Below are 22093 nucleotides of genomic sequence, written 5' to 3'. Positions count from 1 at the left end.
GATTAGATATAAGGGCCTAATACATTCATATCTTCATTTCCTATAGGGAACAAAGGAAAAAATGTACTTAAGTACATGAACATTTACTTACCGGATTTCCCTTTTTTGTGAGGATGCTTGAAGTATATTATATGTCGTACAATGTTTCATTATGAGGGACCATGACATTTGAGAAACTGTTCGAGCAGGATCGAATCGGTGAATGCAAGCTTAAAAACAGGATCATTATGGCTCCTGTCGGCAACATCAATATGGCAGATCCTTTCGGCCGTCCTCTTAATAAGATGATCGAATATTTTATCGAAAGGGCAAAGGGAGGGACCGGTCTTTTAATCACCGGCCTGGTGCCTGTTTCCTATGGGATTGATCCCACTATTTTGGAGGAGAATAATACTACGTATTTTCCCCGGATAGACGGTTCATCAAGAACCCGCCTTGGTGGCTGGAGAGACCTCACGGCAGGCGTGAAACCATACGGATCAAAAATATTCATTCAGCTATCCGCAGGTCTTGGCAGGGTTGGTTCTCCCGAACCGGCATTGAAAGGAAAAATATTGAGGTCTTCATCCTGGAACAGGAATTTCTATATACCGCAGGTTCCCCATCTTCCTCTTTCTGATCGAAAGATAAAAAAAATAGTTAAAATGCTCGGACAGAGTGCAGCCAATGCAAAAATATCCGGTTTTGATGGAATACACATACATGGCCATGAAGGATACCTGATGGACCAGTTAACCTCTGCACCCTGGAACAGAAGAATATTCGGCAGGTACAGGAACAAGTTCCAGTTCGGAATAGATGTTGTTAGGGAAATAAAGGAACGCTGCGGAGAAGATTTTCCTGTTATATATAGGCTTGACCTGACCCAGGCGTTGCAGGAAAGTTACGGGGATGAGATATTCAGGAAACATTTTCATGGAAAAGAACGGACCATTGATGAAGGATTACGGTTTTGTAAAGCTCTTTATGAAGCAGGAGTGGACGCATTCGATGTGGATAAAGGCTGTTATGATAATTGGTTCTGGCCGCATCCGCCATCCTATTTCGATGATGCTGTCTATGTCAGGGAAATGGCTGGCAGATTAAAGGATTATTTCAGACATGAAGATATACCTGCAAAGGTAATAGCAGTCGGGAAACTTGGAAAACCTGAAAAGGCCGAAGAAGTACTGAAAAACGGATGGGCGGATTTTGTAATGCTTGGAAGGCCTTTGCTGGCAGATCCCTACTGGCCTGCCAAAGTAAGACAAAACAGGCCTCAGGAGATAATCCACTGTATAGGTGACCATGAAGGCTGTATAGAATCATTTAAGAAAGGAGGCCATCCCTGTTGTTCAGTGAATCCTTACACGGGATTTGAAGACACTAAGAAACTGGTCCGGGCGAATACAATAAAGAAGGTTGCCATAATAGGTGCGGGTCCTGCAGGATGCGAAGCAGCTATAACTGCCCATAAAAGAGGACATGATGTAACTGTTTTCGAGAAGACGGGGAAAATAGGAGGACAATTGTCCTTGGCCTGCAAGATGACGATAAAGCATGATATCAGGAGATATCTTGACAATCTTCAATATCGTATGGAACTGCTGAAAAAAGAAGGCTTGCAGATCGAGCTCAATAAGATGGTAGAAGCAGATGATGTTAAAGGCGGGTTTGATGTGATTATCTGCTGCAACGGATTAAAGACTATGATACCTTCCATAAACGGCCTGGAAAGAATCAGACATCTTGAGGCCAGAGAGTTCTTAAGCCGTGATATGGAATTACCTGCAGATGTAAAAGATGTTCTGGTAGTCGGGGGAGGAATGCTGGGTTGTGAGATAGCTTATTCCCTGGCCTATGAAAAAGAGCTCAATGTGACCCTGGTCGGGAAAAATAAGGAGCTTATGCCGGAAACGGTCCTGACTAACAGGGCCCAGATGCTATGGATGCTGATGGGCAAGGGCTCTCCTTCAGGTAAGCAGGAAGATTCATTGAAGAAACCTGTCAGGGTATACAATGCCTCTAAAGTCGAAGGCTTTTCAGGTGAAAAGGCTTACATAAAAGCTAACGTGGGCAGAAAGAACCCTTATACACCCTGGAAGGCACTAATACCGGAGAATGTCAACAATCCTTTTGAAAAAAGACTTGATCCATACAATATGGAAGAAATAGTAATAAAGACAGATTTTGTCATTTTTGCTATTGGTGGAGAAGCAGATGATACACTATATAATAAGCTCTTGAAAGCACATTCTGCAAATGAGATATACTGTGTAGGAGATTCAAGCAGACCCGGGGGGGTCTGGGAAGCTGTAACAGGAGCAAATGAGATAGCCAGGAATATTTGACCTGTCAATATTCCTGAATACACGGCAACGATTTTACACTCAACTATTGCTGATATTCAAGCTATGTAGAAATCCTCAGTCAGACAAATCGTACAATCCTGACAGGTTTGTCAAGATTACATATTTGGTATTGTTGAGGAATTCTACAAAGACGGATTTATGGTTTAGCACTTAAGAGAACTTGTAAAGAAAACCCGTTCAAAGTTATACAAACGTTGTGAACTGACATTATATTTCGCAGGTGCGAACTAATATCAAATTCCATTTAATATTATTCATCGAAGACCTCGAATGATTTTACTTTTTGAATGATCTCATTGCGTGCCTCTACATTTATAGCGATAGACTCGCCATAATCAATAGAGTGGACAATGCCTTCATCATATAACCATGATACCATTGACAAACCCTCTTCGGACATCGGAATTTTGATCCTGGAATGCTCCCATTTTGGTAACTTCTGATATACAAGCTCTTTAAGCTCATCAAGACCTTGTTCCGATATTGCGGATATCATTACAGAATTTGGAGCAAGGTCGCTGATCGCGTCCAGTTTATCCTGAAACTCATCATCGGAGATCAGATCGGTCTTATTAAAAGCAGTGACTATTGTGGTACCTCCGGTCCTCTTCCAGAAGATATCATGACTTACCGCCAGTTTTTTTCTGATAACTTCTACAGGGTCGCTTATATCCACCACAAGCAGGATGATATCAGCAAGAAAGATTTCATCAAGAGTTGATCTGAATGCATCCACCATCCAGTGTGGAAGTTCCTCAATAAAACCTACAGTATCCGTTAACAGGACTTTGCGCTGGTTGATCGTAAGGGAACGTGTTGTAGGGGAGAGAGTTGTAAAGAGCATATCTTCGACGATTGTTCCTTCTTTCACAAGAGACTGGAATAGAGTGCTTTTCCCTGCATTCGTATAACCTGCCAGCGCTATCAGTGAAAAACCTCTTTCATGCCTGAAGCTCCGGAGTGATTCATTTTCTTTGCAGGAATTCATGAGTTCGGTCTTGATTCTCATGATTCTTTTCTTGATATCCTGCTCGTAGGAATCCTCATAGCTTCCCAATCCCATAAAACCCGGTTTCTCTTCCTTTTTGAGAAGAGAAACGATATTCTTAGCCTTGGGAAGCTCATACTGTAATTTTGCAAGCTCGACCTGGAGTTTTGCACGTTTTGTTGTGGCCCTTGAAGCAAATATCTCAAGGATAAGCTGGAACCTATCCATTACTTCACATTTACATGTCTCGGAAATATTATAGATCTGGGAGGTTGACAACTGGTTGTTAAAGATCACTTTCTTAACTTCCAGAGTCTCCACAAGCTCTGCAAGCTCATCCACCTTACCACGACCTATCTGGTACTTCCTGTCCAGATGACGGGACTGTACCATAGAACCTACTACAACATAATCCGAAGCATGTGCCAGTTCTTTAAGTTCCGCCAGCTTCCGTTCGTTCTCAACTTCATCTACATTCGAATCATTTCTTTGTACAACTATAGCTCTTTTCATATTGCAACCTCCAAAAGGATAAACGGGGCAATTGAGCTGAGCGATATAGCTAAAAGAACAGGTAGAACAATCAATTATAATCATCAATCACAATCAATTACTCGATTAACTAGTAAATCACTCAATTAATTGTAATCAGTCAATCACAATCAATTACTCAATCAACCAGTAAATCACTTAATCAATCATAATTAATCTATTAAAAAACAGATAACATTGTATAAAAAAATTTTCCTAAATTCATGTTTTGGCCGAAAAATAATCCAAATTAAAGCAAAGAATAGGTTTTCCACAAAGCTGATATTCAAGCTCTTGATATAATCAAAGGCTTTCTTTTTTTCTTTATCGAAGTTTTTCTACAGGCTATAAACCAGGAATACCGGATTTTCAAAATCCATATTTTGAACGGGGAATAGAGTATCGATAATATGTGTATGGTTGATTAATTACCAGAAGTTATTATTTATATTCCTATCAGGTAATGATCAATTGTCAATAAGTACAGGCATCCAGACTTGTCCTGTTGACATCAAAAATCATTAGTCGGCCAACGGAAAGTATTCGGGAAACGAAATACCGGCTTTTGAACATTGATAAGAAAAATTAGGAGGCATTCTATGGAAGAAAATGAGATCATCAATGGACTGACAGAAGCAGTGGTTAACGGAAAGAAAGACGATGCAAGCGAATTGTCACAAAAGGCACTTGACGAAGGTGTTGATCCTTACATAGCCGTGATAAATGGTCTTGCAAAGGGAATGGAGATCATGAGTGAGAAATACGAGCAGAAACAGGCATTTATGCCACATCTCCTGATGGCCTCCAATGCAATGTATGCAGGTATGGATGTCCTCATTCCTCATATCAAGTCAGAAGGATCAGGTGCAAGAAAAGTTCTCGTTATTGGTAGTGTAGAGGGAGATGTACATGACATCGGAAAGAACCTTGTAAAGACCATGATGAGCGCCGTAGGCTTTGAAGCTATAGACCTTGGTAAAGATGTGCCTGTGGAACAATTTGTAGATGCTGTTGCTGAAAACAAGGCAGATGTCATGTCCATGAGCACACTTATGACATCCACAATGGACAACATGCAAAGGGTTATGGACGGTCTCCAGAGCAAAGGTATCAGGGACAACCTGAAGGTCATTATTGGTGGTGCACCTGTAACTTCCAGCTTTGCAGAAGAGATTGGTGCCGACGCAACAACAACCGATGCTATGGAAGCCGCAAGATGGGCAAAGGAAGCCGCTGAGGTGCTTGAACCTGGCAGATGGGATTAAGATTAAGCTGTTAAAGATCTGATTACAGATTATTCCTGCTTTTTAACCCATCCCTGGCCGTTTTTCCACATTCCCGTCCTACAACGGCTACAATAAGAGCAGGCCTTAAAGGATCTTTTTCGGCAGGGTGACTGGGAATTGATCAGACCTAGGGAGGAATCTGCATCGTCACCTGTCCCGGTCACCTTTTTCAAAAAACATATCAACTGATTAAGGAGTTCACTTCAATGGATGAATATACACCTAAAGAGAGATTGGCACGCGCATTAAGAGGAGAAACAGTTGACAGAATGCCAGCCATCTCTGTTACGCAGACAGGAACCCTGGAACAGATGGAAGCCTGTGGTGCTTTCTGGCCTGAAGCTAACGATGATGCAGAAACAATGGCAAAACTTGCAGAAGCCGGCCACACGGCAGTAGGCTTTGAAGCTGTACGTGTCCCGTTCGACATCAGCGCAGAAGCTGAATTCTTCGGATGTGGTATCAAGGCAGGTACAAAAGAACAGCAGCCATCTGTCAGCAGTCATTGTGTAAAGGACATCTCAGATGTCGAGAAGCTTAAAAATTTTGACATCAGCCAGGGCAGAATAGCTACGGTCTGTGATGCTATCAAGATTCTCGCTGACAAGTATGGTAATGAACTTCCTATCATGGCCAGTATGCTTGGTCCGTTCTCCCTTGCACAGCACATGAATGGTGACGACTGGTTTATGGCAATCATGACAGATGAGGAATTTGCAACAGCACTCATGGATCTCACAACAGAATTTAATGTCGCATACGCAAAGAAAATGGTAGAGAACGGTGCTGACACAATGGTCATCATCGACCCGACAGCGAGTGCAATGCTCATTGGTGACGAATACTACAAGAACTACGTGGTTCCGGCACACAAGAAAATAGTCGATGCAATGAATGAGCTAAATGTAGCAACTGTGATCCACATTTGCGGTGACACTACAATGAGTCTAGGGCTCATGGAATCTTCAGGTGTTGACGCTATCAGTGTAGACCAGAATGTAGACGTGGCAACTGCAAAAAGCAAGGTCAACAGCGCAGTTATTATTGGAAATCTTGATCCTGTAGCGGCACTCTGGCAAGGAACTCCTGAATCCATCAGAGAGGTTTCACAGGGAGTTCTTGATGCAGGTGTTGGTCTCCTCGCGCCTGGCTGTGGAATTGTAAGTAAGACGCCAAATGCCAATCTCCAGGCAATGGTCGAGATGGCAAAAAGCCACAAATATTAAGATCAAGGGTAATTTCTCCGGAAAATAATCTTTCATGTTCAATGATATCCTTTCCGGAAAAATTGCTTCTCTGATATGGTGGAACCTGGGTGAGTAAGATCGCTATCATCAGGTTTTATCCATTATTATACCTCCAGACTTCCCTGGCCGGTGAGTTGTTCACTGGCCTATTTTATTTTTTTGAAGAGGAGCCTTTGAACAATAAAAATAATAATTCAACCGATCTGCGGCAAATGTGAAAATGTAGTGATCAATATGATATCTCAATTAAGAGTGTTTTTAGGTATCCGGGATACTCCGGCTCATCAATCATCCAACTATCTGAGAAGCTCACTTGAAGAAAAAAGCAGGGTTCTTCTTAGTACTCCGCATTACTTTTTCATTTTCATGCTTTCTGTTATATTTGGTGTCCTTGTATACTACAGAGCCACTGTTGATGAGATACTGCCGACATTAGTTCTTTCATTTTTATGGATACTATTCTGGAAGAACAGTGATCAAAAGGGAAAGATATTCCTTGTCATAGCATCGGTATTCGGATATGTCCACGAACTACTTGGTGTGAGATACGGATACTTTACGTACCTTGGAGGCTTTATCGGTGGCTCTCCCATATGGCTGATACCCGGTTATGGAACAATATTCTGGTCATCCTATAACCTGTGGAAGAAATTTGAGGAAAAGTATTCGAAGAATGACTGGTTCGGCCTTAGCAACTATTTTGTTGCTTTAAGCTTTGCAGCACTGTTGGCAGTCGATTACTTTGTATTTGATTTGTCTACAAATCCTGCCGGCATACTGATAAAGTTCAGCCTTGCATTCATGCTTTTCAGGACATTTGAAGGCTTGAGACTTGCCTATTTCGTGGCATTTTTCACTGTCCTCACGGAGTTTACAGGAGAGATGCTTGGCACATGGGCACATCCTGATTTCTCACTCCTGTCCCTTATGGCCGGCTATGTATTCTTGCTATGGGTCTGCCTGACACTAAATGATTTTGCAAAAGGACGATATTTGATGAAAGGAAAGCAGTCTATTGCTGCTGTTGTCCTGACTGGTTTTTATATACTGTCCTTACTCGGACTAATCTCTGTATAAGATTAAAAGAAAGAAGTTGATAATTTCAATGCAACCGGATATTGAGACTGTATTCAGGATCCAGAAAGATAATTGTCCCATACTTGCACTGACAGATGCAAAGGAAAGAATGGAACGTCTGCTTCGTATTGATAATTACCTCCGGGACCCGGATAATCTGGAAGAGCTTTTTGAAGCTTTGTACAATGATCTGCGAAAGCCAAAGGTCGAAGCTATAGCAACAGAAATAGGCGTGGTGCAGTCCCAGATAGCCTACCTGAAGAAGAATCTGTCAAAATGGTGCAGGGACCATAAAGTCCCCACTCCGTTGCCATTGATAGGTACCCGTTCCTATGTCAGATATGAAGCAAAGGGAGTGGTACTTATAATGTCACCGTGGAACTTTCCTCTTAATCTCTCTCTTGTTCCTCTTGTCTACGCTATAGCCGCAGGTAATGCGGTTATACTGAAACCCAGTGAGATATCATCCCATACTTCAGCTTATATCAAAAAAATGATAGGGAAACTGTTCGACTGGGAAGAGATTGCGGTTATTGAAGGTGATGCTTCCGTAGCATCCAGGTTACTTGAACTTCCTTTCAACCACATTTTTTTCACCGGCAGTCCGGGGGTGGGAAAAATTGTTATGGGCAGGGCTGCAGAGCATCTTACCAGCGTAACCCTGGAACTTGGAGGCAAGTCACCGGCTATTATAGATGAAACTGCAAACGTTCCAAAAATTGCAAGGCGCCTGGCCTGGGCCAAGTCAATAAACTGTGGCCAGACATGTGTAACGCCGGATTATCTCATTATCCATGAATCGATAAGAGATGAATTCATCAAAGAGTTTACATCATCAATAACAGAGTTCTATAACAACTCCGGCGAAGGTACGGAAAATTCACCAGATTATTGCAGAATTATAAATGATCACCACTTCCGGCGTCTCAAATTCCTGTATGAGGATGCGCTGGGAAAAGGGGCATGTGTAGTTTCCGGTGGTGATTTTGATGAACATGACTGTTTCATTGCCCCCACTCTTCTTGATAATGTCTCAGAAGAAATGAACATTATGCAGGAAGAAATATTCGGCCCTCTGCTCCCTATAATCACCTACAATAACAGATTTATAGTGAACCAGATCATCCACAGGAACCCTAATCCATTGATGCTTTACATAGCAAGCAATAACCGGGACAACGTCCGGTATTTTATGGACTGGAACCATGCCGGAGGAACGGTTATCAATGATTATATGCTCGGCTACAGCAACCCGGATCTGCCGTTCGGAGGTAACAATAACAGTGGTATGGGCAGATCATTGGGATTTCATTGTTTTATGGAATTTTCTAACAAGAGAAGTGTAATCCATCGTAAATGGGGTTCTATGGGCATGATTTACCCTCCTTACAGCGACCGTGTCAGACAACTGATCAAAATGATGTACAGGTGGATATGATCATGCCGGACAACAATAATTCCTTTTGTGTCCGCACAAATGCCGGCAAAGAAACTGTTTTGATAACCGGGGGTGCAGGCGGGATCGGAATGGAACTGGCAAAGCTCTTTGCAAGCGATGATTACGATATAGTGCTGGTTGACAGGGATCTTAAAGGCCTTGAAGATTCTAAGAAGGCATTGAATTCTGTTTTTCCTGAAATTGGCATTAAGTTAGTAGAGCAGAACCTGTCTTTACCCGATTCAGCCGATCAGGTTTATGAATTCACGCAGGCCAATGGTCTTGATATAAGTGTGCTTGTCAACTGTGCAGGCTTTGGTACGTACGGTTTTGTCGGGGATATCGACCAGGAGAGGGAAATCGACATGTTACAACTGCATGTGCTGACACTGTACAGGATGACTCGTCTCTACCTGAAAGATATGATCGGATGCAATAAAGGGCAGATAGTCAATATTTCTTCGATATCGGCTTTCCAGCCTAATCCTTATTTTGCAACTTACGGTGCCAGTAAGAGTTTTGTGCTAAATTTCAGCCGGGCACTGAATTTCGAACTTAAGGAGAGGCAATCGAATGTAAAGGTGCTGTCTGTATGTCCCACGGCAGTGAAGGGCACCGGATTCCAGGTATCCGCCGGAATGGAAAGGGCCAGGACTTTCGGTTCATGGATGGCTGTCACTGCTGAAGTGGTTGCCCGTGATACATACACAGCAATACAGCGCGGAAAGGATGTTGTCATTCCAGGCAGGGGCTTTGGCTTACTGTATTCGCTAATATGCCATTTACCTACAAAATGGCTCATGAGGATATCACGTTCACAATTGAAAGAAACGAGTGAAGGCGAGTTTAAGCATATATTCGATGTTCATTCGGAAAGAGAATTCAATGATACGCAAAGGTGATAAAATGGATATTGCATGCAATGATAGTCTAAACTGTGATGTTTGCAGAACGAAAACCGATTCGGAAACGAGTATCCCACTTATTGTGGAAAATAACAGGACTGATTGCCTGATTTGTAAGGCAGAGGTTGAGTATCTGGATAAAGCGATTAGAGAAAAGTGTTATTATTGTGGAGTCGAAGAGGAAACGTATTTCATATGTAAAAATTTTCATTATGTATGCAATAAATGCCATTCCAGGGAAGCACTGGAAATTATTGAGAATATCTGCCTGAGTACTGATCAGGATGATCCGTTCGCAATAGCAGAAAGGATCATGGAGCACCCTGCTATCCATATGCACGGACCGGAACATCATGCTCTTGTACCTGCGGTGCTTGTGGCTGCTTACAAAAACTACAGAGGACTTAAGAAGGAAACTGCAGTTCTGGAAGCAATCAAACGTGGGAAGACTGTTCCGGGAGGATACTGCGGACTTTACGGAGCCTGTGGTGCAGGAATCGGAGTGGGTATTGCAATTTGCGTTCTGTTAAAAGCCACTCCTATGACACCTTCCGAACGTTCCGATGCCAACTGGGCAACCTCAGATACCTTGAATTCCATTGCCAATGCAGGCGGAGCCAGATGCTGCAAAAAAGCGGTCCGCATATCATTGGAAGAAGGGATGAGTTATCTGTCAGAAAGGTTTGACCTTGATTGGTATGAAAAAACAGCCACTGCGATCAAATGCAACTATACTCAATATAACAAGGAATGTGACAGGAATTGCAGGTATAGGGACGATGCTTGATTCCTGTTTTCTTTTCAATAACTTCACTTAACTTTTTTATTGCGCTATTCTGTTTTACAATGGTAGAATGAAATAATCGTGGAACCTTTTATTTTATTCTTCATAATGCTTAAAAATCAAGTTTCGCAACAACGAAACAGTACCATGCAGTATGAATTCAGAATTGATATTTCTTAGTTTCTTGTATATTCGTCAATTATTTATCCTAAATCAAAATTTAATAAAATTAAGAGATGATCGATATGGATATGAAAGTTAAAGAATACATTGAAAAGCAAAAGCATCCGGAAAAAGAAATCTTAGAAGAAGCCAGGAAAACCATTTATAAGACATTCCCAGGTTGTGATGAAAAATTCGAATGGGGTGTCCTAACGTTTAAAGAAGGAAAATTTTATCTGGCTGCACTAAAGGACCGAGTGCATGTGGGTTTTTCGATTATTGGATTGTCAGCAGAAGAATTGAAGTTATTTGAAGGAAGTGGAAAAACAGCTAGACACATAAAGCTTCATTCTATAGAAGATATCCAGAAAAAAGAAATTGTTAAAATCATGAAAATCGTTGATGAAAAAGTAACAGAGGTTCCAAAATAAAATTATATTTAACTTTTTTTAGAAAAAAGGAAATTAAATACTCTCACCAGCAGCATCCGCCTGTTCTTCAAGATTACTCTCCTGAATAAACACATTATCATACAGCACTGCTGCAATAATGCCACCTATAATCGGACCGATCCAGTAGACCAGGTGGTCTGCCCAGTAACCCGCTATCAGGGCCGGGCCGAATGACCTTGCTGGATTCATTGATGCACCGGTTACCGGTCCTCCGAAAAGGATAGCCAGAAGCACAAAGGCACCTATGGCGAAACCTGCTATTCCTGGGGGGGACCTGCTGTCAACAGCAACTCCGAAAATCGTGAACACGAGCAGAAAAGTGAGAAGTGCTTCAATAAGTATACCTGTTTCAGGTCCGACGTTTGCTCCAAGGCTTGTTGCACCCAGGTTTACGGTGTTCACTGAGGATGGGAATATTTTCAGTAACAGGATACTTGCAACACAGGCACCTGCTACCTGCGACATAATGTAGGCAAAACAATCCCTGATACCCATTTTTTTTGTCACTGCCATCGATATGGTTACAGCAGGGTTGATATGAGCACCTGAAATATGTCCGACGGCATATATCATCACCATCACTGTGACACCGGTGGCAATTGCCATACCGGTAAGGCCAAGAGAGCCATATGACAGATGATCAACTGCATTAGAACCTGCAGCTATGAATACAAGTGCAAAGGTCCCTATAAATTCAGCCAGGTATTTTCGAAGCGGGTCGGACATATTTCAACCTCAGTTGCCAGTCCATCTTTCGATATCGCCGATTCTCTGGTCCACACAGGCACCACATTCACATGGCTCATCGATCAGTGAAGTAATATCCCTTGTCCTATAACGGATAAGTGGCATGCATTTTCTTCTGAGGGTTGTGACAACAAGTTCGCCTTTTTCGCCTGCTGGTAATATCTTCCCGGTTTTCGGGTCTATGACTTCCACCAGAAAGTCCGGGTTGTTCAGATGGAAACCATCCTGATTCTCACATTCTATTGCATTGGCCAGTCCGAGTTCCGTCATCCCCCACTGGCGAAGGGTCTTACATCCCCAGACACTCTCAATCTCTTCTCTCATATCCGGGGTCAGAGGCTCAGATGAACAGATTATCCTTTTAATTCCCAGCTCTCCAGGTTCAATAAGTTCCCGGACCTGCTTCGATAGATCATAGAGGAATGACGAAGTACCTATGATCATAGTTGTACCGGATTTCTTCATGGTGTTTAGTTGCTCATTGACATCAAGGGAATCCTCGATAACAGAATTGAAACCTGCCAAAGCACATGCTTTGCTTAGGACCAGACCGGGATCCCATGTTGCTGTAATGGTAGGATACATTATCTGCAAAGTATCATCACTTGAATCCATCCCGGCCATTTTAAGGCCGGAGATCACCGAATCTACGATCTCAAGCAGTTCTCCCTGGGAATATGCCATTCTTTTGAGCATATTGGTTGTGCCCGAGCTTGTGAATTCACGTGCAATATCCTTCCTCGAAACACAAAGGAAATGATATGGCTTGTTAGCAAGCTCTTCCTGTTCTGTTAGTGGAATTCTTTCCAGTTCCTCATAGGTTCTGATTTCTGAAGGATCAATGTCTGTATCAGCATACAGGTCCTGGTAATAAGGGCTATTTTCAAGTACATATTCGAGAAGTTCTCTGAATTTGAAAAGCTTATATTCCTTGATAGCATCCCTGTCGGTTTCCTCTTGGCCAAGGAGCTCTCTTAGTTCTTTATTGCTTTTTATATCACTCTTGATCTTTGCCAGACCCCACTGTTCAAGCGGGTTCCCATCCTGCAGGCCGATCTTTCTCGATTCGAGTTTTCTTTTAGCCACGCTCATGCGAATAGACGTACTTATCTTCGAGGGAAGACTCAAACTCATTTAATACCTCCTGGTTCTGTTCAGGGAATTATTTTCCGGGAATTAAAAATAAAAGGAATGAATACAGGATCAGGTGGAGTTCCTGTAAAGGAAATCGCCATTACAACTGGTCATGTTGTAATTGCAGAACGGAATGAACCTCCCATCCTGTGTAACAACATGTATGCAGCAGTTCTCAACACGGTCCTGCTCATATGACCAGACATCCTGGAATGCCATTGTGGATATTGTAAGATAGTTGTTCATACTCATTTCAATGAAATCTGCCCATCCACTCTGGCTTGGTTTTGATTTGGGAAGAATATCATTTAATGGCTTTTCACAACATGAACCCTTTACTGTGATATCACTGAGGGGTTTTTCGCAGCATGAACCCTTGATAAGCAGATCAGAGCAGGATGGTTTCGAATCATTTTCCTTCTCAAGTCCTTTCCACCTGCCCATAATTGATTTCTTTGTCTTGCTGGCTACGTCAGATGCAGATTTGACCGCTCCTGACGAAATATTTGTTAATGGCAGGTACCCACCGTTGTCAATCAGTGTAAGGCATGTTGCTCCGCAGTGTGCATGAGGCATAAGGGATGGTGTGAAGTTGTCAACCTTTAGCTGACCATCTGTCTGTTCCTCAATAGCTTCAAGCAGCTCCAGTATAGTGACCCGGTTTTCCTTCTCTTCAGGAGATCTTCCCGAGTAGAAAACAGGCTGGAAATGCACGCCTCTTACCGCCGGGACTTTCCCGGCTGCAAAATTTATGATTTTGCCAACCTCATGCAGGTTGTAGTCCTTTGCTACCAGTGGAACGAGAACGACTCCTATACCCGCCTTTTCACATCTGTTTATCACTTCAGTCTTAACGTCGATCAGGTTTCTTCCGGTTCTCTGCATGTAGATTTCATCTGATACTCCGTCAAATCCAAGGTAGATTGCATCCAAGCCGGCAGATGCTATTTCATCAAAATAATCTTGGTCCTTTGCGATCCTGATACCATTGGTGTTCAGTTCGATGTGGGTAATTCCCACTTCTTTTCCCATTCTGATAATCTCCGGAAGGTCGTCCCTAAGGGTTGGTTCTCCTCCCGATATCTGGATGCACGTCGGCTCATTCTGGCATTTCTTAACAGTCTCGAACATCTTCCTGATGGTTTCCATGTCCGGGTCAAGACTTGCATCCGTCGATGAATTTGCAAAACAGTAAGTGCATTTCATGTTACATCTGTCAGTAACTTCCACTACTGCCAGGCATGTATCCTGTTTATGAGAGGGACACAGGCCACAATCAAAGGGACAACCTTTTTCCGTGTCCGTTAGAGGTTCTCTGGCTTTTGCTCTGTCTACGTCGAAACATTTCTCCATTTGAAGATAATGGTTTACATCTTTGGATACAAGGCTTGTAAAAGTCCCGTGATCCGCACACTCCTTCTTTAGGTATACTTTGTTGTTTTCGACATACTTTATGCCCTCAATCTTTTTGAGGCATTCAGGACACAGGCTTCGGACTGTTCCTATTTGTTCCATTATATCCCTCTCATCTGGTGTTATATCTCAGGGATTCCGAGAATTACTTAAGCTCTCTTTTCTTCCAGGATCGATTCAGCGGTTTTCAGTGTCTTTGCCACACCGGATGAAATATAGAACTCGCTACATTTGGGACATACGAGACCGGGGCCTGGTCTTGTCACTCCCATGTATGTCATGTCTACATTCCTTTCAAGTGCGATCTCACCGCATTTTGTACATTCCCATTCACTTTCATCATCACTTGCTATGTCATGAAGTTCTCCACCGGTAAGGCCGAGAATGCTCATTTTGTGGGCATATGCATCGACCAGTTCGGAAGGTGAGTAGATAGCATACATTGTTACGTTGTCCGAAACACCCTTTGCAATAGACAGATCACCATCTCTGGCTTTGAGCTTTGTTCCGTTGGACTCTGCGTTGTCGACAATTTCCTGGATCTCTTCCTTTTTGATACCGTTGTCCTTGAGTAAATTGTCCATTTCTTCTGTTATTTTTATATCCATGATTTACCCTCTGTATTCTTATCTGTGTGATTGCCAGTTTTCCTTAGAACTTTTCATATTTTCCGAAATCCTTTGCAGCTCTGACAAGTGCATGGACGTTCACAGGCGGAGCGTTGGTCGGACATTCACATGCAGTTCCTAAAATAAATCCTCTCGGACTGTCTTTTCCGGCAAGAACCTGTTCCTTGGCCTGTTCGTATACCTGTGTAGGCGTTCCACGGTCTACAAGCTTTGTGTCAACTGTTCCGAAACAGGTACATTTGTCTCCGAAAGCCTCAACAAGCTTCTGGGTTGGGAAAATATCCTGTCCGTCGTATCCGATCTGAACAATTGTGAACGGACTCATTGGAGCATCTGTCCACATCTTATAGTCATCAGTGTGGTTTCCACAAAGGTGATAATATATACCTGGTCCTGCTCCTGCATTCAGTACCTTCTTGACTGCACGGGAGACTGGCTTGTGGCTGAATCTCTTGATTTGCTCCACATCCATAAGGTCACCACTGGCGATTACTGAACCGGTAATCATGACATTCGCACCGTACCTTTCAGCTGTTGCTTTACAGGCATTTACCATATGGTCACCTGCTTTTGTACAAAGTTTATCAACAACTTCAGGCTCTGTAATCATCCACATGAAGACATCTTCGATAGCAGCCCAGTTGGTTGCTACTTCCATTGTGCCCCCTAGTTGAGTGATTGGAGCGAACATCTTTGGATATTCATTTAAAACAGTATCAAGTGCTGTGTAGTGTGTTGTGAGGGATGGACCCTTTGCCAGTTCCTCGGGACTCAGGACTTCAAAGTTATCAACGTCTTCCGGAGTCTTTACCGGACGCTTTGTAATACCTGGTGGAGAGTTGGGCTGGTACTTAATCTCTGCTCCGTAGTCTACACCCCAGTAATCTGCATAGAGATAGTGTCCGACAGGTGTGACATCATAAAGCTCACAGGCAGCACATACCATTCTTGCAGCTTCATCAGGATTCTGATAGAAATATCCTGCATTTTTCCTGAACAAGGTAGCAGCGTGGGACAAAATAATCGGGTCAACTATAACTCTTTCAGATGGTTTGTCAACCCAAGGTGTAGTCCATAAACTTCCTGCTTCTCCGAGCCAATTTTCATCTATTGGTATATAATCTTTTGCTGGCATGATTTAATCACCCATTTTCTTATTTGACTGACAGGACCGGGAATGTTTTTTCGGCTTCTGTCATCGATTTTACAAGTAATATATCATCGGTCAGCAGGCAGATTCATGAATCTGCAGTTGTGACCATAATTAAGTAGCAAGGTAGAGTTATATATAATAACTTCAGGTAATTAATCAACATCAAGATTATTATCAACACAGCATTTCTGGTTCAAATAATGATTATAGCAAGTGTTGTATTCAGGATTTACAGCATGCAGGAAAACTCTGTCAAAGCAAAAAAACAGGTCATTGATATTATCAAGCCTGTGAATTAAATCGGCCTTGAGAAGAACACTGTGTGTTCAAGGATATGATAGAATTATAGAATTGGAATAAAAAAGAGTAAGTTGCAATAATCAAAGTTTAAGGGGTTTTATAATTTTAAAACCCTATTTTATCTTTTCTGAGTTTTCTTTGTAATATAAAAAGAGATCTTTACCCCATTTGCGTGCGCTTTCTTCAAAACTGATTACTTTCTTGTGGTCAAATATCCCTTGCTTATTGAAAAAAGCTATTAGCATCAGGTCATCAGTAATCGAAAGGGCACCCAGCTTCACTGTATCGTCGTTGCAAATATAGATGTTGGAATTCCTGGCTTCCATCATCGCATCATGTTGTTCGGTATACTCATCAAGCAGTCGCTCATAAACCGGCTTTGTGAGGATGAGATCATACTGGACTTCCCTTTTCGCAAGCTCTGCATAGTTGCAGGGGCAGGTAGGACAGAAATATGAGTAAAAAGTAGATGCATTCTTTGTTGTTTTAAGACTTGTAAGCAATTCCTTTGGTGGTTCGAAAAGATGATTAAGATCAGGCTCATGTACCAGAACACTACCAAGGTCTCCAAGTCTGTCAAGCAGGAATTCAGGAACTGCATTAAGGTTTCTGCTGTCCCAATAATCCTTATTGTCCTCCACTACATTCAGTGTTTCTGTGAGAGGCTTGATTTTTTTCATAACAATTTTGCCAACACTTGTCAACCTATACTCATCTTCTTCATTCTCGATAAGTCTCTGTTCAAGAAGTATTTTTACCTGAGCCATTATAGCACTGGTAGTTCCTGTAAGTGATTCCTTAATCTCATCAATAGTGGCTGGTCCTTCCATTAGCATTAATAGTGTGTTTTTCCTCTTTTCCGATAGGAACACTGTGCTTATTAATTCAGCCTTCATCGTATTTTCCCCTGTATAACTTTGTTTTGATAGTATATAATTTTGTACTCTTCCCTCGTTAACGCCGTTAACATCCATGTTTCAAAATAAACTCTTCCTCCGTTGCTCTTCGATTCTTTCCCGGAGGTTTATAAGACTTGTCATGTGAAAAATATGCATTTGATTTTTTTCATGCATGATACTTGTTTTTATCAACAGTCAGAAGCTGTTTTATCAAGTCACAAATGAAATGTAGAAAACCTTAAATACACGTAACTGTTTGCTCCATGATTTGTAACATTAATCTACTTCGCATGTCGGTAACTATTAACTTTTCCTTATTATGTTGCTTTTTTTGCAATAGCAGGAATTTTTTGAAGCCAGATATCTGGCTTTTGCTTTATAGTTCTATCAATTAGTTATAACTAGATAGTTAAATTACCTGAAAACAAAACATTTTTAGCAAAACTTATATAATATTTAATTTAATATAAATAATTTATTAAAAATGAGGTTTGTTTATGGCAACGCTACATGTTACAGGAATAGGGGTATTTTCCCTTGCAATGATTACCGGAGCGATTAATACAATATTAGGGCTTATATACGGAGTTCTAATGGCTCTCATGGCCATGAGAACGTTTTCCATTATGGGAGGTTTTTCCACAGGCCTGTTGTCTGGAGTAGGGATAATTATCATAATGCCTATAGTATACGGAATTGTGGGTTTCATCATCGGCATGATTTCAGCAATAATCTTTAATGTGGTAACCGGATTCACTGGTGGCCTGGAAATAGAAGTTAAGTAAATCGATAAACGAGATTAACTTGAAAAACGACTTTTTTTATTCTTTTTCTTGCAAGAAAGTATCCAATCTTCTCTGATATCAGGACCTATCCTGGCATCGTATTCTCCGTTCATTCACCAAAGACAGTTGAAAAAATGAAAATACTAATAGAATAATGTGAACAATAAAAAAGGGGGACGATAAAAACATTGCAGGATAATCCTCTGTTTCTACCTTTGTTTTCAAATTGCTCAAAGCTGTTTCTTTAATTTTGCTTCACCAATCAGCAATGCATGACTGGAATTCGGCAATGGTTCTTTCTTCCAGGATTTTAGTATTTTTCAATACCTGCTTTTCAGAAAATCCTCTTTCATCAACAAGATAATTGAATAATTCTTCTGGTTTCGGTTTACTCCACTTGAGAGTGTAGTCCGTAGTTACAGGAGGTCGCAGGAAAAACTCCCTGATATCCTCAATCGATGCACATGACCGGATATCTTTTTTTTCTTCACTGATAATTGTGCTTATATCTCCGTATTTACGAATAAGCTTGAGAGCTGTTTTTGCACCTACACGGTGAATTCCCTCATTGAAATCCGTACCTATACATATAGAAATATCAATTAGCTGTTCCCGGCTTAGATTCAACTGGTTGAGGGAATCTGACAGAGATATGTGTTCAGGAGTTTTCGGGATATACTTCTTCTGCCCCGGCACCTTGCGCTTTCCGGTAGTACCCAGATTACGGATTACATTCTCTGCGCCGAAAAGGAAGACATCATAATCCTGAGAACCGACAAAATCCGCATCTCCCCTGGAAACCATGAAAGCCGCCTGTGCCTCGGCTTCTGATTCTGCCTGTATCCAGGGAATACCCATGAGTTCAAGGAGTTTCTTTGACTCATTAAGTATCTGAGGAGTAATCCGGGAAGTTGCTTGGGCATATTTTTTCATGTCCTCAAGGTTACCTTCGTCCTTAGCAATTTCATAATTAAGAACTGCTGCTTCTTTGCACTCCTTGCGTTTTTCCAGAGTATCTTTTTTCATTTCTGGCGGCTTGCCATCAAAGATAAAAATAGGTTTGATTCTTGAATCTCTTAATTTGCTCGTCCTTGAGAACAGACCTGTAAGGTGGGAAGTTGGATTTCCCTGGGAATCTGTTAGCGGTGAACCATCACGCTGGCGAATAGCACTCAGGAACTGGTAGATGGTATTGTAAGCGTCAATTGCAATTACTTTGCCGGAAAGTTCTTCATAAGTGATTTGATTTTTTATAAGTAGGGGTCCTATCTGCGTGCCCATGAGGATAAGATGCATCTGGCATAGATAGTTCTTTTGGATTTCTGAAATACGATATCATTTGCTACTCTGGACATATCATGGCTCAATCATTACCTCAAGAACCCTGTCTGTGATCTTGTATTCCTTGACAGTGGACAGTTTCATATCTTTCGGATTCTCAATCCAGCCAATGTCATAGCTTTTCTTCTCTCTCCCACCACAGCAGACTTTTCTTGTTATAGTCAACTGTATCTTTACTCTGTCAATATCCTTTTCGTTTATCTCTTCAGCATCATCACGATATCTTTTTTGTATTAGGATCATGAAAACTCTCCTGTTTGATTAATTAGTTGAGAAGGCAATGTTTCACTCTGACTCCGATCTATCCTTTGGACCGCGTAGGCGGCGTATCTGGTCATAGAGCATAAGCAAGATTACAACACCATTTATCCCAAAAAAAATAGTGAGCATTTTAGTTATAGGCTGTGTTGGAGACAGGTCTCCGTAACCTATTGTAGTCAGGGTGATCACTACAAAATAAGTCGAGTCTAAAAAACTCCACCCTTCCAGCCAGCTATAAAGAAGTGCTCCTAAAACGATACTGACCAGTGCATAGAGCAAAACACGCCGGGCTTCAGGATCGAACATAAGATCAAGGAATAAAAGTTTGAAAAAAAAGCGGGTCAAAGGAGCTTTTCGATGTCCTTTCATAGTATCTCCCTGTAATCATTTTAAAATTTATTACTGGTTTGTCAGCCGGAACAGGAAAATCATTAATCATCCTTGCTTTCATTTTTGTTTTCAGTAGATTGCCCGGATTCATTTGCCAATATCTTTTCATGGATCACACTTCTTTTTCCCCTCACATTGATGTAAAGAGCCAAAGCAGCTATCGGTAAAGCTATTGCAGCTCCATATTCCAATATATCGGCCGTGTTACTGTAAACAATACCCAGGAAACTGACTGCTAGCACAACAACGACCATTCCGATGAGATCGGTTTCCAGTTCTTCTATGTCAGTGATTTGCATCCACTTGGGAAGATCAACTTTGCGTACAAAAAGCTGGAAGAAGCCTGCAGCAGTGATCCAGAGCACAGTACCGATCAAAAAAACATGTACAAATTCCACTATATCAATTATCGAAAAGCCTTCTTGGCGATAAGATACATCTGTGACAGCCCTATACAGTGTGTCCAGTAACTCATATCCTCCAAAGACAAACAATAAAGCTGAGGCAATGATGAGTCCGATAACAGGAATAATTATTAGATACCTTGTGAAAGTAATAATATAACGCAATGCAGACATAACTCTTCAAATTCCCCGTAAAAAGGTCATCTTTCCTGATATTAAATGATATTGTATCAGAGAGCCGAAAAAAAGCTTCTATATTCATGAACAGTAAATTGAAAACAACTAATTCTGTTTACATGAATATCTTGACGAGAATCGGAGCAAGGAAAACAGCCACAAGTCCTGCAATGCCAATTGCAAGTCCGCTCATGGCACCTTCTGTCTCCCCGATTTCCACAGCTTTGGTGGTCCCGAGTGCATGGGATGAAGTTCCTATGGCAATTCCCACTGCAACCTCATTATCTATCCTGAATAGTTTGCAGATAATGGGTCCAAGCAGGACGCCGGCTATTCCTGTGAAGACAATGGCTGCGACGGTTATTGAAGGCAGGCCGCCAAGCTGGTTGGATATTTCTATTCCAATGGGAGTGGTCACGGATTTAGGAATCATGGAGATACTAACCAGTTCGTCAAGTCCGAATATCCTGCACATTACGATGATGCTAACAATTCCTGCTGCAGACCCAACGCTAATACCTGCAAGAATTGGCATGACATTCTCTTTCAACAGGCTGATTTTCTTGTAAAGGGGCACAGCCAGTATAACGGTTGCAGGTCCCAGGAAAAAGGATATGAACTGCCCACCTCTGTTGTAATCCTCAAAGCTGATGTTTAAACCCAGAAGAAAGGCTATTATCATCAGCATACTCAATACAAGTGGGTTCATGAAGGGTGACCCTGTCTTTTTGTATAGAAGGCCTCCGACATAGAATGTCAACAGTGAGATTCCAATTCCAAACACAGGAGTAATTATCAGGGCGGATGTAAATGAAGAAAGAACCTCATTCACCGGATTGCCTCCTTTTCATAAGTATTTGCACCGTCATACCTGTCACAACTGCAATGATGAAAGTCGAGGCTACGGAGATAAACATAAGGGCCGTCCATTTTCCTTCCAGTATGGAAAAGCAGGTTATCAGTCCTACGGCTGCAGGTATGAAAAAGAATGAGAGATGCTTCAGCATGAAGTTGCTCACATCTTCGATCATGGATAGCTTAACTATGCCTGTCAGAAGAAAGAGCAGTAGCAATACCATTCCAAGGACATTTCCGGGGATTGGCAGATTGAAAATGTTGTGAAGAAACTCACCCATGAAGCATATAGTAAGAATAATACCGAATTGAATTAGATATTTCATCATATTTCTGTTTTGTATTCTGAAATAGGCCAACAGCCATTTAGAATGTAATCTCTCC

22 protein-coding genes are annotated in these 22093 nt (G+C 41.7%); 9 read left to right on the top strand and 13 right to left on the bottom strand.

Features of this window, described 5'->3' with window-relative positions:
* Positions 1-161 precede the first annotated feature (161 nt).
* Positions 162-2330: an FAD-dependent oxidoreductase gene (locus V7O62_RS03585; RefSeq protein WP_406657650.1), complete on the top strand. Its 2169-nt coding sequence runs from the start codon at positions 162-164 to the stop codon at positions 2328-2330.
* Between the two features lie 271 nt (positions 2331-2601).
* On the opposite strand, the gene hflX is transcribed toward V7O62_RS03585, so the two are convergent.
* Positions 2602-3852 (bottom strand): GTPase HflX, encoded by a 1251-nt coding sequence (hflX, locus tag V7O62_RS03580; RefSeq protein WP_406657649.1) that lies wholly within the window; start codon positions 3850-3852, stop codon positions 2602-2604.
* A gap of 617 nt (positions 3853-4469) precedes the next feature.
* Between hflX and V7O62_RS03575 the strand changes: the two genes are divergently transcribed.
* From V7O62_RS03575 to V7O62_RS03545, 7 genes are all read left to right on the top strand, one after another.
* Positions 4470-5135 (top strand): corrinoid protein, encoded by a 666-nt coding sequence (locus V7O62_RS03575; RefSeq protein WP_406657648.1) that lies wholly within the window; start codon positions 4470-4472, stop codon positions 5133-5135.
* 227 nt (positions 5136-5362) lie between these two features.
* Entirely contained in the window at positions 5363-6382 is a 1020-nt protein-coding gene (mtbA, locus tag V7O62_RS03570; RefSeq protein ID WP_406657647.1) for a methylcobamide:CoM methyltransferase MtbA, read from the top strand.
* Between the two features lie 255 nt (positions 6383-6637).
* A complete protein-coding gene (locus V7O62_RS03565; RefSeq protein ID WP_406657646.1) occupies positions 6638-7480 on the top strand; it encodes a hypothetical protein in 843 nt (280 codons plus the stop codon).
* Between the two features lie 28 nt (positions 7481-7508).
* Positions 7509-8918: an aldehyde dehydrogenase family protein gene (locus tag V7O62_RS03560; protein WP_406657645.1), complete on the top strand. Its 1410-nt coding sequence runs from the start codon at positions 7509-7511 to the stop codon at positions 8916-8918.
* 2 nt (positions 8919-8920) lie between these two features.
* Positions 8921-9820 (top strand): SDR family NAD(P)-dependent oxidoreductase, encoded by a 900-nt coding sequence (locus V7O62_RS03555; RefSeq protein WP_406657644.1) that lies wholly within the window; start codon positions 8921-8923, stop codon positions 9818-9820.
* A gap of 4 nt (positions 9821-9824) precedes the next feature.
* Complete coding sequence (locus tag V7O62_RS03550; protein WP_406657643.1) at positions 9825-10610, top strand: DUF5714 domain-containing protein; 786 nt, start codon at positions 9825-9827, stop codon at positions 10608-10610.
* Between the two features lie 248 nt (positions 10611-10858).
* A complete protein-coding gene (locus V7O62_RS03545) occupies positions 10859-11200 on the top strand; it encodes a DUF5655 domain-containing protein (RefSeq protein ID WP_406657642.1) in 342 nt (113 codons plus the stop codon).
* Positions 11201-11233: 33 nt separating this feature from the next.
* On the opposite strand, the gene V7O62_RS03540 is transcribed toward V7O62_RS03545, so the two are convergent.
* The 6 genes from V7O62_RS03540 to V7O62_RS03515 all read right to left on the bottom strand — a co-directional run bounded on the left by V7O62_RS03540 (position 11234) and on the right by V7O62_RS03515 (position 17493).
* Positions 11234-11947, bottom strand: a complete 714-nt coding sequence (locus tag V7O62_RS03540) for an MIP/aquaporin family protein (protein ID WP_406657641.1) — start codon at positions 11945-11947, stop codon at positions 11234-11236.
* Between the two features lie 9 nt (positions 11948-11956).
* Positions 11957-13102, bottom strand: coding sequence for a phenylacetate--CoA ligase family protein (locus tag V7O62_RS03535; protein WP_406657640.1), 1146 nt, complete (start codon positions 13100-13102; stop codon positions 11957-11959).
* 69 nt (positions 13103-13171) lie between these two features.
* Positions 13172-14617, bottom strand: a complete 1446-nt coding sequence (gene trsS, locus V7O62_RS03530; RefSeq protein ID WP_406657639.1) for a radical SAM (seleno)protein TrsS — start codon at positions 14615-14617, stop codon at positions 13172-13174.
* A gap of 47 nt (positions 14618-14664) precedes the next feature.
* Positions 14665-15123, bottom strand: coding sequence for a hypothetical protein (locus tag V7O62_RS03525; protein WP_406657638.1), 459 nt, complete (start codon positions 15121-15123; stop codon positions 14665-14667).
* Between the two features lie 43 nt (positions 15124-15166).
* Positions 15167-16279, bottom strand: a complete 1113-nt coding sequence (locus V7O62_RS03520) for a uroporphyrinogen decarboxylase family protein (protein WP_406657637.1) — start codon at positions 16277-16279, stop codon at positions 15167-15169.
* Positions 16280-16710: 431 nt separating this feature from the next.
* The gene (locus V7O62_RS03515) at positions 16711-17493 is read right to left on the bottom strand and encodes a helix-turn-helix transcriptional regulator (protein WP_406657636.1); all 783 of its coding nucleotides are present in this window, start codon (positions 17491-17493) and stop codon (positions 16711-16713) included.
* Between the two features lie 500 nt (positions 17494-17993).
* On the opposite strand from V7O62_RS03515, the gene V7O62_RS03510 reads away from it, so the two are divergent.
* Positions 17994-18281, top strand: coding sequence for a hypothetical protein (locus V7O62_RS03510; RefSeq protein ID WP_406657635.1), 288 nt, complete (start codon positions 17994-17996; stop codon positions 18279-18281).
* Between the two features lie 255 nt (positions 18282-18536).
* On the opposite strand, the gene fen is transcribed toward V7O62_RS03510, so the two are convergent.
* The 6 genes from fen to V7O62_RS03480 form a co-directional block, all read right to left on the bottom strand.
* A complete protein-coding gene (fen, locus tag V7O62_RS03505) occupies positions 18537-19562 on the bottom strand; it encodes a flap endonuclease-1 (protein WP_406657634.1) in 1026 nt (341 codons plus the stop codon).
* 75 nt (positions 19563-19637) lie between these two features.
* Entirely contained in the window at positions 19638-19865 is a 228-nt protein-coding gene (locus V7O62_RS03500; RefSeq protein WP_406657633.1) for a hypothetical protein, read from the bottom strand.
* A gap of 42 nt (positions 19866-19907) precedes the next feature.
* Positions 19908-20252 carry a potassium channel family protein gene (locus V7O62_RS03495; protein WP_406657632.1) on the bottom strand — a complete coding sequence of 115 codons (345 nt, stop codon included), beginning with the start codon at positions 20250-20252 and terminating at the stop codon, positions 19908-19910.
* A 62-nt stretch (positions 20253-20314) separates the two neighbouring features.
* A complete protein-coding gene (locus V7O62_RS03490) occupies positions 20315-20851 on the bottom strand; it encodes a YqhA family protein (RefSeq protein ID WP_406657631.1) in 537 nt (178 codons plus the stop codon).
* Positions 20852-20969: 118 nt separating this feature from the next.
* Positions 20970-21686, bottom strand: coding sequence for an LrgB family protein (locus V7O62_RS03485; protein ID WP_406657630.1), 717 nt, complete (start codon positions 21684-21686; stop codon positions 20970-20972).
* Positions 21679-22038, bottom strand: coding sequence for a CidA/LrgA family protein (locus V7O62_RS03480; protein ID WP_406657629.1), 360 nt, complete (start codon positions 22036-22038; stop codon positions 21679-21681). The genes V7O62_RS03485 and V7O62_RS03480 overlap by 8 nt, the downstream gene beginning before the upstream one ends.
* Between the last annotated feature and the right edge of the window lie 55 nt (positions 22039-22093).

Origin of the sequence: Methanolobus sp. ZRKC2, from assembly GCF_045291185.1 — an archaeon.
GTDB lineage: Archaea > Halobacteriota > Methanosarcinia > Methanosarcinales > Methanosarcinaceae > Methanolobus.
Note: the sequence above shows the minus strand (reverse complement) of the source record. Positions and strands in the feature narration are given on the sequence as shown.